Origin of the sequence: Yinghuangia sp. YIM S09857, from assembly GCF_051388915.1 — a bacterium.
In the GTDB taxonomy this organism is placed as follows: domain Bacteria; phylum Actinomycetota; class Actinomycetes; order Streptomycetales; family Streptomycetaceae; genus Yinghuangia.
In genome coordinates this window covers 110,108-123,044 of record NZ_JBPKBH010000021.1, presented here as the reverse complement: position 1 = coordinate 123,044, position 12,937 = coordinate 110,108, and the positions used below count along the sequence as shown (strand labels likewise).

Genomic DNA, 12,937 nt, shown 5'->3' with positions numbered 1-12,937 from the left:
AGGGGGCGGCGAAGTCCCTCAAGCGAGCGATCGGTAGCGGCCTCGGAAGTGCAGCAGGGGGAGGCCGTCGGGGCTCGGCAGCGTCGCCGCGAGCACCTCGCCGATCACGAGGGAGTGGTCGCCCGCCTCGACGATCTGGTGGGTGCGGCACTCCAGCGTCGCGAGCGCGCCGCCGACGAGCGGGGCGCCTGAGACGGCGCCGTGCCGGTGCGGGACGTCCGCGAACATGAGCCGGTCGCTCACCCGGCCCGGGATGGCGAACCGGCCCGCGACGTGCCGCTGGCTCTGGGACAGCAGGGAGACCGCCCAGAGGGGCTGCGCGTCCAGGACCTCGCGCATGCGGGCCTGGCGGCGGAGGCTCACGAGGACCAGCGGCGGTTCGAGCGAGACGGACAGGAACGCGGTCGCGGTCATGCCGACGTCGTCGCCGCTCGCGGTGTCGCTGGTCTCGCGCGTCTCGTGCGCGGTGACCACGACGACGCCCGCGGCGAAGCGCGACAGGGCCGCCTTGAAGTCCTCGGGCGCGACGGGTGGGGCGGGCGGCTCCGCCGACGTGGCGGGCTGCGGGTGCGCTGAGGGCTCGGGGGTGTCCACGGCCCCAGCCTAGGCAGTCCTGACGCGGCACCGAGGAGTGCCGCGGCCCGGCCGCTCTTCGACCTTCGCCGGGTATGGCGTATGGTCCCGAAGTCATCGACTCATGACTTCTCGGACGGGTCGGAAGAACGGGAAGGGAGCGGGCAGCCGCTCCGGGCGGACGCGAGGCCCCGGCGGACGAGCGAGCGGAAGGGCAACGGGAAGTGCGGGCAGGGCCGCACGGCAGAGCAGGCAGGTGGCGGACCGGGAAGTTCGGTGGGCCGGGCGGGTCGCAGCAGGCGCAACACGGGTCGGCAGCGCGAGCGGCGAGCAGGTGGGCAAGCAGGCAAGCAGGTGGCAAGCAGAGGCAAGTAGGCAGGCAACCAGGCAAGCAAGCAGGTGGGCGAGCAGGCAGGTAGGCGACGGCAGGCCAGGCGAGCAGACAGACCCCAATACAGGCGCGACCCGCCGACCGAAGCAGGGAAGCACAGGCACCGGGAAGCGGTACGGGTGGTCGGCTGAGTCGGGCAAGGACAGGCACCGGGAAGCGGCACGGGTGGTCGGCTGGGGCGGGCAGGGACGGGCACGGGCAAGCGGTACGGGTGATCGGCTGAGTCGGGCAAGGACAGGCACCGGCAGGCGGCACGGGTGGTCGGCTGGGGCGGGCAGGGACGGGCACGGGCAAGCGGTACGGGTGGTCGGCGCGCGTGGGGGCTGCGCGTACTGCCGGTACGACGGGATCTGGGGGCACGGCGATCAAGCACGACAACCGCGACGTGGGTGCGCGGGAGCGCAAGGGCGGGCGTACTGACACGGTCGGCCGGGGTGCGGCTGCCCGAGGGCGGGCGCTGCTTCCGATCCTGATGTTCACGTCGGTCGCGGTGTCGGTCATGACGACGCTCGGCGCGCCCATGGTCCCGACCATCGCGCGCGAGCAGGACGTGTCGATCGACAGTGCGCAGTGGATGCTCACCGCGACGCTCCTCACCGGTGCCGTCGCCGCGCCCGTCATGGGCCGCCTGGGCGACGGCCCGCACCGGCGCGGGGTGATCCTCGGCGCGCTCGGCTGCGTGGTCGCGGGCGGCGTCCTGGGGGCCGTCGCGCCCGGGTTCGCGTGGCTGATCGCGGGGCGGGCCCTCCAGGGCGCGGGGCTCGGCATCATGCCGCTCACCATCGCCGTCGCGCGCGACCACCTCGATCCGGCGCGCATGCGGTCCGGGATCGCCGCGCTGTCGGTCACGACGTCGGTCGGCGCGGGGCTCGGCTACCCGGTCACCGGCTTCATCGCCCGCGAGTGGGACTACCGCGCGGCGTTCTGGTTCGGCACGGGCATCGCCGCCGTCGCGTTGGCCATGGTCGTCCTGGTCGTCCCGGCCGGGTCCACCGCCCGCCGCCGACCGCTCGACCTGCCCGGCGCGCTGCTGCTGAGCGGCGGCCTGACGTGTCTGCTGCTGACGGTGAGTCAGGGTGAGCGCTGGGGCTGGACGTCCCCGACGGTCCTCGGGCTCTCCGCCGCGGCAGTGGTGTTGTTCACACTCTGGGTGTGGCAGGCGCTGCGGGCCGCGCATCCGCTGGTCGAGCTGCGGCTGCTCGCCAACCGCGAACTGCTGACCGCGGACGTCGCGGCGGTCCTGGTCGGCATCGGGCTCTACATGACGATGTCCTTGATCAACCTGTACGCCCAGGTCCCGAACGGGACCGGCTACGGCTTCGGCCTGTCGGTGGTCGGCGCGGGCCTGGTCCTCATGCCGCTCTCGCTCGGCAGCCTCGGCGCCAACCGGCTCGCGGAGCTGTTCGCGGCCCGGTTCGGCATGGGGCCGGTCCTGCCCCTCGGCTCCCTCGTCGTGGCCGCTGACATGGTGTTCTTGGCATTCTTCCGCGACCACGTGTGGCAGCTCGTGGCCGGCGCGGTACTCCTCGGCGTGGGCGTCGGGACGACGTTCGCGGCGATGCCCGCACTGATCGTGAAGGCCGTGCCGCCGCACGAGACGGGCAGCGCGACGAGTCTGAACGCCGTCCTGCGCTCGGTGGGCGGCGCCATCGGATCGGCCTCGATCGCGGCGCTGCTGGCCGCGTACACGCCCTCCGGCGGCGGGGTGGCCGAGGACCGCGGGTACACAGCCGCGTTTTTGGTTGGCGCCGGTGCGTGTGTGCTCGGCGCCGTCGCGGCGATTGCCCTTCCCGACAGGCGTTCGGGAACAACGACCGGATCGCCTCCCGTCCGAACGGTCGACCAGGTACCTTCGAGAGCCCTCAACGGCCCAGGCGAAGGAATCACCCGGTGAACAGCTCGGCTACCGAACGTGCGATGACCGAACGGCCGCGCAGGCGCGACGCCGCCGCGAGCCGCAAGGCGCTGCTCGACGCGGCCCGCGCGCTGTTCGGCGAGCGCGGGTACGACCGTACGACGCTCCGCGACATCGGCGACCGCGCGGGCGTCGACGCCGCGCTCGTGGCGCGCTACTACGGCAACAAGGCGGGCCTGTACCTGGCCGCGATCGAGGAGGACGGGCAGGACGCGGCCTCGGCGCGCCGCGACCTCGCGCGGGTCGGGGCACTGGCCGACTTCCTCGCCGCGCGCATGGACGACCTCGGCGGGCCGGGGCCGATGTTCCGCGCGGCGCTGGGCGAGGAGGGGCACGAGGCGGTGCGCGGCGAGGCGTCCGCGGCCGTGCGGCAGTCGATGGTCGACCCGATGGTCGAACGCATCGTCGAGCGCACCGGCCTGGAGGAGCGGATCGCGCGCCGCCGCGCGGAGTTCGCGGTCGCGTCGCTGATCGGCGCGGTGGTCATCCGCCCGGGCGGGTTCTTCCCGGAGCTGACCAACCTGTCGCGGGACGAATTGGTCAGCCTGGTCGAGGAGGCGTTCGGCGGCATGCTGGGCGAGTAGCGGGCGCCCACACGCGCGCGGTGGATCGGGCGGTGGTCAGGCACCGACGCGAGCACCCCCGGCCACGCCCGCGCGGCTCGGCGCCGCCCGGTTCGGAGCCGCCCGGTAGGAAGCCTCCCAGTCCGAAGCCTCCCGGTCCGGAACCGCTCGGCTCGGAACCGCCCCGCTCGGCCGCTTGCGACGGTCGTGTGCGCGGGCGAATCGGGCAGCCTCCCCGGGGGCACGGCCCACCGGCCCGGCCGGGGATCGCGCAATTTGGGCTTCGTTGTCCGGGGTGGTCAGGGGGTCCGGGCGGTGAGGATTTCGTCCACCAATTGTTTGCGCTGGACCTGGCCGGTGGCGGCTGTGCGGGGGAGTTCGTCGGCGTAGAAGACGCGGCGGGGGTGTTTGTGGGAGGCCAGGCGGCCTTCGCAGGCTTTGCGGAGGGCCGCGGGGCCGGGGATGGCGGTGGGGTTCTCGGGGACCACCACGGCGCAGACGACTTCGCCCCAGGTGGTGTCCGGCAGGCCGATGACGGCGACCTCGCGTACGCCCTCGACGTCGGCGAGGACGGTCTCGACCTCGGCCGGGGCGACGCTCTCGCCGCCGGTGCGGATGAGGTCGCGGGTGCGTCCGGAGATGCTGAGGTAGCCCTCGTCGTCCGTGGTCGCCATGTCGCCCGTGCGGTACCAGCCGTTCTGGAGCGCGGCGGCGGTCGCGGCCTCGTCGTCGAAGTAGCCGTCGAAGAGCAGCGGTCCGCGGACGCACAGTTCGCCTTCGGGGGAGAGCGCGAGGTGCTGGTAGATGCTCGGGACCCCGCAGCTCCCCGGCTTGCGCAGGACGTCCGGGCCGTCGAGCGAGGTGACGTTCCCGGCCTCCGTCGACCCGTAGAAGACCCGCAGGGTCGCGTTCGGCGCCGCCTTGGCCATGCCGGCCAACAACTCCGGCACCGTCGCCGAGGTGCCCGAGTCGGCGAACCGCAGTGACGGGAGCGTCCCGTCCCCGGTGTCGGCGAGTTGCTCCTCGGCGAGTGCGGACAGGACGCGCTCCCAGACCGCCGGCACGCAGTTGAGGCGCGCGGCCTCGTGCCGACGGACCGCGGCGACGATGGACGCCCCGTCGGTCTGCGGCACGAGCACCAGCGTGTCGCGGGCCTGCCACTGCTGGAGCGCAATCGTCCAGGCGCCCATGTGGAACATCGGGTAGACGCACACCATCGCGCCCCGCGGTTCCAACTGCGAGCCGGGGTGCGTGCGCAGCACGTTGACGCGGTGCGACAGCACGACGCCCTTCGGCTTCCCGGTGCTGCCGGAGGTGAAGAAGATCGTGTGCGGGTCGGACTCGTCCGGCTCGGGGCAGTCGGGTGCTTCTGCGGGCTCGTCGGCGGCGGCCGCGACCAGTTCGTCGAGGGCGACGTGTGCGACGCCGACGCGTTCGGCGACCGCCGCGCCGTCGACGCGCGCGTCCGAGAGCACCAGGGCCGGACGCGCCGCCCGGGCGAGCGCCTCCGCCTCGTCGTCCGGCAGAGCCGGGCCGATCGGGACGTAGACGGCGCCGATCCGGGCCAGCGCGGCGAAGACGGGGAGGACGTCCAGCGACGTGGACGCCCAGCACACGACGCGGTCGCCCTTGCCGACCCCGAGGCCGAGCAGCGCGCGGGCGGTGCGGTTGCCCGCCTCGGCCAACTCCGCGAAGGTGAGCGTGCGGTCGCCGAGGACGGCGGCGGCGCGGCCCGGCACGGCGCGGGCGGCACCCGCGAAGACCTCCCCGATGACGAGTCCCTGCCCCACCCCGTACCTCCCGTGTCGTGCGCCTTGGTGCAAGATCTGGCCCCCGTACGCTAAGCGCCGGACCGCATGCTGGGAAGAGCCGTTTTCGCAGCTTGCGGCGGCGCCCCCGACGCCGCCGCCTGCACCGCCCCCGGTCCGCCCGGGCAACCGGGCTCAGGCGTCCTTGAGTTCGACGATGATCTCGTAGTACGGCCGCTCGCCGACGTTGACCGCGGTCTCGACACCGCCGCGCTTCATGGGCACCACGACGCCGGGGACGACGTCCGCGGCGAAGTACTCCTTGTACTCTCCGGCGGAATCCGGCTCGGGCTCGACGGCGATGCGGTCGCCGCCGATCTGCACGAGGTAGTAGTCGAGGTCGTGCCGGTGCACCGCGCTGCGCTCGCCGGGGGCGAGGGCCAGTTCCCAGATGCGGACCTTGTCGTCCTCGAACAGGACCTTGCTGCCGATGCCGCCGAGTTCGCGTTCCATGGTCGGGCCTCCTGGTGAGGTGCGGGGCTGTGCGGGAAGGACGTGCGGAAAGCGCGGCTTCGGGTCAGTAGCCGCTGGCCGGGTCGACCTCGTTGCGAAGCGGCTCGCCCGCCAGGTACTTCGCCAGGTTCTCGCGGAACAGCCGGAAGACGCCGGTGAAGTGGTCGCGTCCGTCGCTGGAGCAGTGCGCGGAGATGTAGATGTTCGGCGCGTCCCACAGCGGGTCCTCGGCGGGCAGCGGCTCGGTGCGCGTCACGTCGAGGGCCGCGGCGGCGAGGCGGCCGGACTCCAGGGCCTCGATGAGGTCCTTCTCGACCACGAACGACCCGCGCCCGACGTTGCAGTAGAACGACCCGGGCCGCATCGCCGCGAACGCGGCGGCGTCCATGGTGTCGACGGTGTCCGGGGTTTCCGGGGCTGCGGAGATCACCGCGTCGCACTCGCCGAGCATGGCGTGCAGGTCGTCGGCGTGGAACAGCCGGTCGACGTTCGGCGCGGGACGGTCGGTGCGGCGGCGTGTGGCGTACACGGTCATGCCGAACGCCTGGGCCCGCTTGGCGATTTCGCCGCCGATGCCGCCGACGCCGACCAGCCCGAGAGTGCGTCCCGCGACCTGTGCTCCGAAGACCGCCTGCCAGCGGTGCTCGCGCTGCCGCTCCTCCAACTCGCGGTGCCCCTTGAGGTGCGCGAGCAGCCGGGCGAACGCGAACTCGGCGATCGGTGTGCCGTTCACCCCTGCGGCCGTCGTCGCGGTCACCCGCTCGGTCGGCAGGCCCGCCGACACCAACTGCCCGTTGCCCGCGGCGACGCTCTGCACCCAGCGGAGGTTGGGCGCCAGGTCGGCGACGTCGAACGGCAGGTCGGCGACGAGCGCCACCTCGACGCGCGCCAGGCCCTCGCGCTGATCGGCCGTCAGTTTCGGTGCCCGGGCCCGGAGTCCGGCGTCGGACGCGGATCCCGGGCGGCCGCGCTCGGTGCGCAGCAGGTTGTCCTCGATGTAGCGGCACTCGACGATCTCGATGCGCGGGTCGAGTGCGCGCAGCGCGGCGAGATCGGCCTCGTACGTCTCGCGCGGCCGTACGTCCCACGCGGGCGGGTACATGATGCCGACGACGATCGGGGTCATGGCGTCGTTCCTTCCGGTGCGCCCTCGCGCACGTCGTGCCGGACGTCCTTGCGGTCGTGATCCGGGTCGCGCGGGGGCCCTTGCCGGGGCTGCGGTCCGGGGCCGTTCTCTCCGGGGCCGTTCATTCCCGGGCCGTTCTTGAGTACGTCCTTCAGTACACCCGGGCGGTGCGTTCCGGCGAGCGCGTCGTCCAGGTACGCCGGGGCGTCCACGGTGTCGACGAACCAGCCGGTGGGGCACATGGTCAGGATCTCCACGAACGAGAAGCCCCGGCCCGCCAGTTGGGTGCGGAAGGCGTTCTTGATCATGCGGTTGGTGCGGGTGATGTTGACGGCGTTGTTGACCGCGCCGCGGGCGACGTACGCGGCGCCGTCGAGCTGCGCGACGAGGTCGGCGAGCCGGATCGGGTAGCCGTGCACGGCGGCGTCGCGCCCGTCGAGGGTGTTCTTGGTGCGCTGCCCGAGCACCGTGGCGGCGGTCATGTGGCCGCCGGTCTCGCCGAACACGCCGTTGTTGAGCATGAAGCACGTGATGTTCTCGCCGCGTGCGGCCGCGTGCAGGACCTCTTGCAGGCCCTCGTTGACCATGTCGCCGTCGCCTTGGACGGTGAAGATCAGCGTGTCCGGGCGGCAGCGCTTGACCCCGGTCGCAAGGGAGGGTGCCCGCCCGTGCAGGGCCTGGAGCACCTCGATGTCGAGGTTGTTGGAGTAGGCGGTGTAGCAGCCGATGCCGAACACCGCGATGGCGTTGGCTACTTGGCCCTGCTCCTCGACCGCCTCCACCATCGACCGCATCGCGATCGGCTCGCCGCACCCCGGGCAGAGGTGGTGCGCGCCGACGTCGATCAGCGCCGGGGTGAAATCGTGGACCAGCCGGGCGCCGCACGCGGGCGGCGCGTCGGTGGGCACCACGGGGAGTCGGGTGCGTCCTTGCCCGCTCATGACCCTCCTTCTCCGTTGCGTACCCCTGCATCTCGCAGCGCCGCGTCGTGCACGTCCGCAAGACGCCGCCGCAGCACGGCCACGTCCAGGTCCGGCGCGATGCCGAACCCCGAGGGATCCAGGCTGAGTCCGCCGATGAACCGGACCGGCACCGTGCCGAGGACCGCGAGCCGCACGTCGTCGAGCATCTGGCCCTGGTTGTTCTCGTAGACCGCGACCACCCGCGCGCCGCGCGCCGCCTCGGCGACGGCTTCGGTCGGGAACGGCACCAGGGTGATCGGTCGGATGTAGCCGACGCGCCGCCCCTCGGCCCGGAGTTCGCGTACGGCTTGGCGCAGGTACGCGCCCGGGGTCCCGTACGCGACCACGACGACCTCGGCGTCCTCGGTGAACTCCGCCTCGTGGCGCGGTGGTTCCTCGGCGACCATGCGCTCCATCACGGCGACGTGCCGGTGGTAGAACTCGGCGAGGTCGTAGCCCGCGTCGGCGCGTCCGGCGGCGTGGCGCTGCTTGGCGTCGCTGAGCGGTGAGATGAGCTTCGCGGCGCCGGTACCGCCGGAGCTGCCGTCCAACGCCCATTCTCTGGCGGGGAGTGCGGGGAACTTCGGGCGTCCGATGGCGACGGACTGGTGGGTGTGGGCGAGGTAGTAGTCGCCCATGACGAGCACCGGGCTGCGCCACTTCTCCGCCAAGTGGAAGGCGAGCTGCGTCAGTTCGACCGCCTCCGGGACGTCGCAGGGGGCCAGGACCAGGTGCCGGTAGTCCCCGTGCCCGCCGCCGCGTGTCGCCTGGAAGTAGTCGCCTTGCGCCCGAGCCATGTTGAGGACGACGAGCGGGAGCCGGGCGTACACGATCTCGGCCAGCGACTCCTGCATGAGCGAAAGCCCTTGACCCGTGGAGCCGGTGGCTGCCGGCGTGCCGGTGGCGGCGGCGCCCCACGCCATGCCGACGGCCTCCAGTTCGCTCTCCGCGTTGACGCAGACTCCGCCCGCTTCGGGCAGGCGGGCCGCCATCGTCTCCAGGACCTCGGTGAACGGGGTCATGGGGTATCCGGCGAAGAAGCGGCAGCCCGCGGCGATCATCGCCTCGGCGATGGCCGTCGAACCGGGCATGATGCGGGCGGCGTTCGGAATCGCGGCGGGCATGTTCTGTTCGCGTGTGCCCGCCGTCATGTGCCGCTCCCGTCGTCCGAGTCCTGCGGTTCGTCGTAGCGGTACACCTGGAACACGAAGTCGGGGCAGATGGCGGTGCACGCCTTGCAGGCGATGCAGCCGGGCAGCAACTGCGGGTAGCGGTAACCGCGTTCGTTGACGGTCTCGTCGGTCATGCGCAGCACGCGCGGCGGACATGCGTCGATGCAGAGTTCGCACCCTTTGCAGGCCTCGGTGTCGATGACGAGCGTGCCCAGACTGACGGTCACGGCGCGACCTCCTGCGGGACGGGAGGCGCAGCCCACGCGTCGAGCAGCGGCGCGGCGGCCGCATACCCGGCGCGCAGGGCGGCCTCGTTGGTGGCCAAGTGCCGGTGCCGGTACGGGGGGAGCACGTGCGGCAGGCGCGCGATCAGGGAATCGAGGGCCGCGATGCGGGTCGCGGCGGCGTACGCCCCGAGCGCCACCATCGTGACGGCGTTGGCGCTGCCGGACGCCGTGGCGAGCTCGGTTGCGGGGACGCCGACGACCGGGCCGGGGTGCCCGGCGCCGAGGCCGCCGTTGCCCGCGCCGTCGGCACCGGCACCGGCACTGCGGCTGCCGCTGCCGCACAGTGTCGTGTTGAGCACGAGTACGCCGTCCGGCCGCAACTTGCCGAGGGTGGCGGCCGCGTGGGCCGGGTGCAGCACCAGCGCGGACCAGGTGGAGCCGATCGTCGGCGGGGACCGGACCGGTTCGTCGCCGAGCACGAGCGTGGTGTCGGAGTTGCCGCCGCGCATCATGCCGCCATATGAGCCGAAGAACATCGCGTGGCGCCCTTCGGCGACGGCCGCCTCGGCGAGCAGTTCGGTGGCGAGCTGGATGCCCTGGCCGCCGATCCCGGTCCACAGGATTTCGCGTTGCACGGGCCGCGCCTCCCTTTCGGGAAGAGGGTGGGAACGACAGATGTACCTATGAGAACGTTGTTCTGGACAGTAGCGTGAGACGTTCCGGACCATCAAGAGCCCGACGACAAGTGGAGTGTCTTCAAAGTCCCGCCGGCCAGCCCGCGGGCCGTGGGTGCGTGCGCTCGCAAGGCGCGGCCCGCGGCTCGGCCTCCGTTTGGCCTGGGAGGGCTGTCAGGGCCCGGCGGCAAGGGTCGTAACGCGGCGACTCGGGAGGCCGTCAAGGCCCGGAGAGTGCCACTTGGGACGGCCGTCAAGGCCCGGCGTCGCGGGCCCGTCGGGCATTTGCAGACACGACTTAGGGGAGTGGGACGCATGACCGAGGACCAGACACCTCCCGCACCCGTGGGCCTCGTCCGCGAAGCAGTGCGGCGTCCGCTCGCGGCGCGCTGGGCGGTCTACACCGAGGAGGTCCAGCGCCTCGTCGACGCGACGTACCGCGTGGTCGAGCGCACCGGCAGCCTCGACCCCACCGTCCGCGAGATCCTGCGCGAGTCCGGGCTGTCCAACCAGGCGTTCTACCGGCACTTCCGGTCCAAGGACGAGTTGCTGGTCGCGCTGCTGGACGACGGCCGCCGCCGCATGGCCGAGTACCTGCGGCGCCGCATGGAGTCGGCCGAGGACACCTCCGGCCGGGTGCGTGGCTGGATCGAAGGGGTGCTGGCCCAGGCCGGCGACCCCGTCGCGGCCGCCCGCACCCGGCCGTTCCTCGCCCACCAGGACCGCCTGGCCGAGCTGTTCCCCGCCGAGCAGCGCAGTTCGGCCGAGGCGATGCTCGCTCCGCTGGAAGAGGTCCTTCGCTCGGAGTACGCGGAGCGCCGTCCGGATGAAGCGCGCGATTCCGCCGCCGACGCCCTCGTCGTCTACCGGCTCACCCTCGCCGCGCTGCACGACCACCTGCGCGCACGTACCGCACCGACACCGGACGAGACCGCGCATCTGGTGCGCTTCGTGTGCAACGGTCTGGGCATTTCGGTTGTCTGACGAACAGTCAGACTGTTGAATGAGGCCGCCCCCCGCCCCCGGCGGCGGAACGTTTTGTGAGGGGTATCCGTTGCCGGCGCGTGAGGTAGCTCACAGAACGGGCTCTATCGATGACAGTACGTCGCCGTTTCTGAGCCCACTGTGATTCAGTTTCCCTGGCAATCGGACGATATCTGTTCAGAAGACGCTCGCGATTGAGAGCAACCGACGAACGAGAACCACCCCAGAAGCACTGTCGCCGACGCTCGGGGAGACCGATGACCGCCGAGACGGAAACACACGTCCGGTTGGCGACCCTGCGCCTCCTCTACCGGGTCGTCGCGGACCTCAACGCCACCCGCGACCTGCGCGACACCCTCCAGGCCGTGGCGGACGGCGTCGTCTCCGGACTGGGCTTCGGCGCCGCGGCGGTCAACGTCGTCCGGCCGGACGGCGACCTGGAGGTCGCGGCCGTCGCGGGCAGCGACGAGCTCGCCGCGGCCATGGCCGGCCAGATCGGCCCGCGCTCCGACTGGGAGCGCCTGCTCGGCGTCGCCGAACGATGGGGTCCGCTCCGGTTTCTGAGCCATCGTCAGGGTCCCGCGGATCCCGGCCGGGTGCCCAGTTGGGTGCCGGACATCCCGGTGAGCGACCACCCGGACGCCTGGCACCCGTACGACGCCCTCCTCGCCCCGCTCACCACCCCCGAGGGCGAACTCGTCGGCGTGCTCTCGGTGGACCTCCCCGTCGACGGCCGCAGGCCGGGCCCGTGGCGCTGCGAAGTCCTCGGCATGTTCGCGGCGCAGGCCGCCATCGCCGTCGACAACGCCCGGCTGCGCAGCGAGATGGTGCGCGCGGTCGCCCGGCTGGAGGACGAGCAGCACGCGCTGCGGGCGAGCGAGGAGAGCTTTCGGCACGCCTTCGAGTACGCGCCCAGCGGCATGGTCATGACGGGCGTGCGCGGCACCGAGCGCGGCCGGCTGCTGCGCGCCAACGACGCGCTCTGCCGCATGCTCGGCTACCCCGCGCCGGTGCTGCGCCGTCTCGGCCTCGCCGCCGTGGTGCACCAGGACGACCGCGATCTCTTGGCCGGGCACCTGGGCGGCAGCACGCCGGTGGAGGGCTGCACGGAACTGCGGCTCGCGCGCAGCGACGGGACGTACCGCTGGGTCTCGCTGCGCACTTCGCATGTCGGGGACGGTGACGGCAAGTCCCGGTTTCTGCTCACCCACGTCGAGGACGTCGAGGACCGCCGCCTGCGCGAGCAGGCCCTTGTGCACCAGGCCAGCCACGACCCGCTGACCGGGCTGCCCAACGGGCGCGAGCTGCGGGCGCGGCTGGACGCGACGTTCACCCGCATGCCGCGCCTGGCCGAGATCCCGCCCGGAGTGCCGCACGCAGCCCCGGCGTCCGCCCCGACCTCCGCGCCCGCCGCAGGCACGCCGTTGACCGGAGTCGGCGCCGGCCACCCGCACGCGTCGCCCCCGGTCAACGGGATGCCCGCGGTGAACGGCGTCGGGGTCGCCGGAGTGCCGAACCCGGACGGCAAGGGCCTCGCCCTCCTCTTCTGCGACCTCGACGGCTTCAAGCGCATCAACGACGAGTTCGGCCACCACATCGGCGACGTCGTCCTGGTCGAGGTCGCCCGGCGGCTCACCGCCGCGGTCCGCGAGGGCGACACCGTGGCGCGGCTCGGTGGCGACGAATTCGTGGTGCTGGCCGACGGCATCGGGCGTGACGAAGCCCACGATTTGGCGGTACGCCTGCGCCGCGCGCTCTCCGTGCCGATTCGCGCCGAGGGCGAGACCGTTCCGCTGGACGGCGCGAGCTTCGGTATCGCATGGGCGGATTCCGCGGAAAAGCCGGAGGACCTGCTGCGTATCGCCGATGAGCGCATGTACCGGCAGAAGCGGGGCCGCGAGCGGGCGCACCGCCGGGCGGGCTGAACGGCACCGCCGAACGGTCCCGTCCCACCGGTCGGTTGCGCCCGTACGGCGCAATCCGCGGGTGGTGGTTTGTCGTCCGCGCGATGGACTGTGGCCATCCCGGCGCCCGTCGCCCGTTAGTGTGATGCACCAGCCTGTCGACTCGAATCGAATCGATGTGCCCG

The 12,937-nt window shown here is 72.6% G+C and carries 12 protein-coding genes; 4 read left to right on the top strand and 8 right to left on the bottom strand.

Annotated elements, in window-relative coordinates; all coding sequences use genetic code 11:
- Positions 1 to 18: 18 nt before the first annotated feature.
- Complete coding sequence (locus tag ACRX5S_RS33100; RefSeq protein WP_436776882.1) at positions 19 to 594, bottom strand: flavin reductase family protein; 576 nt, start codon at positions 592 to 594, stop codon at positions 19 to 21.
- A 755-nt stretch (positions 595 to 1,349) separates the two neighbouring features.
- Here ACRX5S_RS33100 and ACRX5S_RS33095 point away from each other — a divergent pair.
- On the top strand, positions 1,350 to 2,858 hold the full coding sequence (locus ACRX5S_RS33095) for an MFS transporter (RefSeq protein ID WP_436776881.1): 1,509 nt from the start codon (positions 1,350 to 1,352) through the stop codon (positions 2,856 to 2,858).
- Positions 2,859 to 2,881: 23 nt separating this feature from the next.
- On the top strand, positions 2,882 to 3,463 hold the full coding sequence (locus ACRX5S_RS33090) for a TetR/AcrR family transcriptional regulator (protein WP_436776880.1): 582 nt from the start codon (positions 2,882 to 2,884) through the stop codon (positions 3,461 to 3,463).
- Positions 3,464 to 3,741: 278 nt separating this feature from the next.
- Here ACRX5S_RS33090 and ACRX5S_RS33085 read toward each other — a convergent pair whose 3' ends face one another.
- The 7 genes from ACRX5S_RS33085 to ACRX5S_RS33055 all read right to left on the bottom strand — a co-directional run bounded on the left by ACRX5S_RS33085 (position 3,742) and on the right by ACRX5S_RS33055 (position 9,825).
- Positions 3,742 to 5,232 carry a class I adenylate-forming enzyme family protein gene (locus tag ACRX5S_RS33085; RefSeq protein WP_436776879.1) on the bottom strand — a complete coding sequence of 497 codons (1,491 nt, stop codon included), beginning with the start codon at positions 5,230 to 5,232 and terminating at the stop codon, positions 3,742 to 3,744.
- Between the two features lie 153 nt (positions 5,233 to 5,385).
- On the bottom strand, positions 5,386 to 5,703 hold the full coding sequence (locus tag ACRX5S_RS33080) for a hypothetical protein (protein WP_436776878.1): 318 nt from the start codon (positions 5,701 to 5,703) through the stop codon (positions 5,386 to 5,388).
- A 64-nt stretch (positions 5,704 to 5,767) separates the two neighbouring features.
- Positions 5,768 to 6,829 (bottom strand): D-2-hydroxyacid dehydrogenase, encoded by a 1,062-nt coding sequence (locus ACRX5S_RS33075; RefSeq protein ID WP_436776877.1) that lies wholly within the window; start codon positions 6,827 to 6,829, stop codon positions 5,768 to 5,770.
- On the bottom strand, positions 6,826 to 7,770 hold the full coding sequence (locus tag ACRX5S_RS33070) for a thiamine pyrophosphate-dependent enzyme (protein WP_436776876.1): 945 nt from the start codon (positions 7,768 to 7,770) through the stop codon (positions 6,826 to 6,828). The genes ACRX5S_RS33075 and ACRX5S_RS33070 overlap by 4 nt, the downstream gene beginning before the upstream one ends.
- Positions 7,767 to 8,942, bottom strand: a complete 1,176-nt coding sequence (locus tag ACRX5S_RS33065) for a hypothetical protein (protein WP_436776875.1) — start codon at positions 8,940 to 8,942, stop codon at positions 7,767 to 7,769. Before ACRX5S_RS33065 ends, ACRX5S_RS33070 begins: the two co-directional genes overlap by 4 nt.
- Positions 8,939 to 9,190 (bottom strand): 4Fe-4S dicluster domain-containing protein, encoded by a 252-nt coding sequence (locus tag ACRX5S_RS33060; RefSeq protein ID WP_436776874.1) that lies wholly within the window; start codon positions 9,188 to 9,190, stop codon positions 8,939 to 8,941. The genes ACRX5S_RS33065 and ACRX5S_RS33060 overlap by 4 nt, the downstream gene beginning before the upstream one ends.
- Positions 9,187 to 9,825, bottom strand: a complete 639-nt coding sequence (locus tag ACRX5S_RS33055) for a 2-oxoacid:acceptor oxidoreductase family protein (protein ID WP_436776873.1) — start codon at positions 9,823 to 9,825, stop codon at positions 9,187 to 9,189. Before ACRX5S_RS33055 ends, ACRX5S_RS33060 begins: the two co-directional genes overlap by 4 nt.
- A 354-nt stretch (positions 9,826 to 10,179) precedes the next feature.
- On the opposite strand from ACRX5S_RS33055, the gene ACRX5S_RS33050 reads away from it, so the two are divergent.
- On the top strand, positions 10,180 to 10,848 hold the full coding sequence (locus tag ACRX5S_RS33050) for a TetR/AcrR family transcriptional regulator (protein WP_436776872.1): 669 nt from the start codon (positions 10,180 to 10,182) through the stop codon (positions 10,846 to 10,848).
- Positions 10,849 to 11,105: 257 nt separating this feature from the next.
- On the top strand, positions 11,106 to 12,773 hold the full coding sequence (locus ACRX5S_RS33045) for a diguanylate cyclase domain-containing protein (protein WP_436776871.1): 1,668 nt from the start codon (positions 11,106 to 11,108) through the stop codon (positions 12,771 to 12,773).
- The last annotated feature ends 164 nt before the right edge of the window (positions 12,774 to 12,937 follow it).

Bases quoted from the DNA above. Each gene is read 5' to 3' on its own strand.
- ACRX5S_RS33075 (WP_436776877.1), bottom strand. From the start codon at position 6,829: ATGACCCCGATCGTCGTCGGCATCATGTACCCGCCCGCGTGGGACGTA.
- ACRX5S_RS33070 (WP_436776876.1), bottom strand. From the start codon at position 7,770: ATGAGCGGGCAAGGACGCACCCGACTCCCCGTGGTGCCCACCGACGCG.
- ACRX5S_RS33065 (WP_436776875.1), bottom strand. From the start codon at position 8,942: ATGACGGCGGGCACACGCGAACAGAACATGCCCGCCGCGATTCCGAAC.
- ACRX5S_RS33045 (WP_436776871.1), top strand. From the start codon at position 11,106: ATGACCGCCGAGACGGAAACACACGTCCGGTTGGCGACCCTGCGCCTC.
- ACRX5S_RS33090 (WP_436776880.1), top strand. From the start codon at position 2,882: ATGACCGAACGGCCGCGCAGGCGCGACGCCGCCGCGAGCCGCAAGGCG.
- ACRX5S_RS33050 (WP_436776872.1), top strand. From the start codon at position 10,180: ATGACCGAGGACCAGACACCTCCCGCACCCGTGGGCCTCGTCCGCGAA.
- ACRX5S_RS33080 (WP_436776878.1), bottom strand. From the start codon at position 5,703: ATGGAACGCGAACTCGGCGGCATCGGCAGCAAGGTCCTGTTCGAGGAC.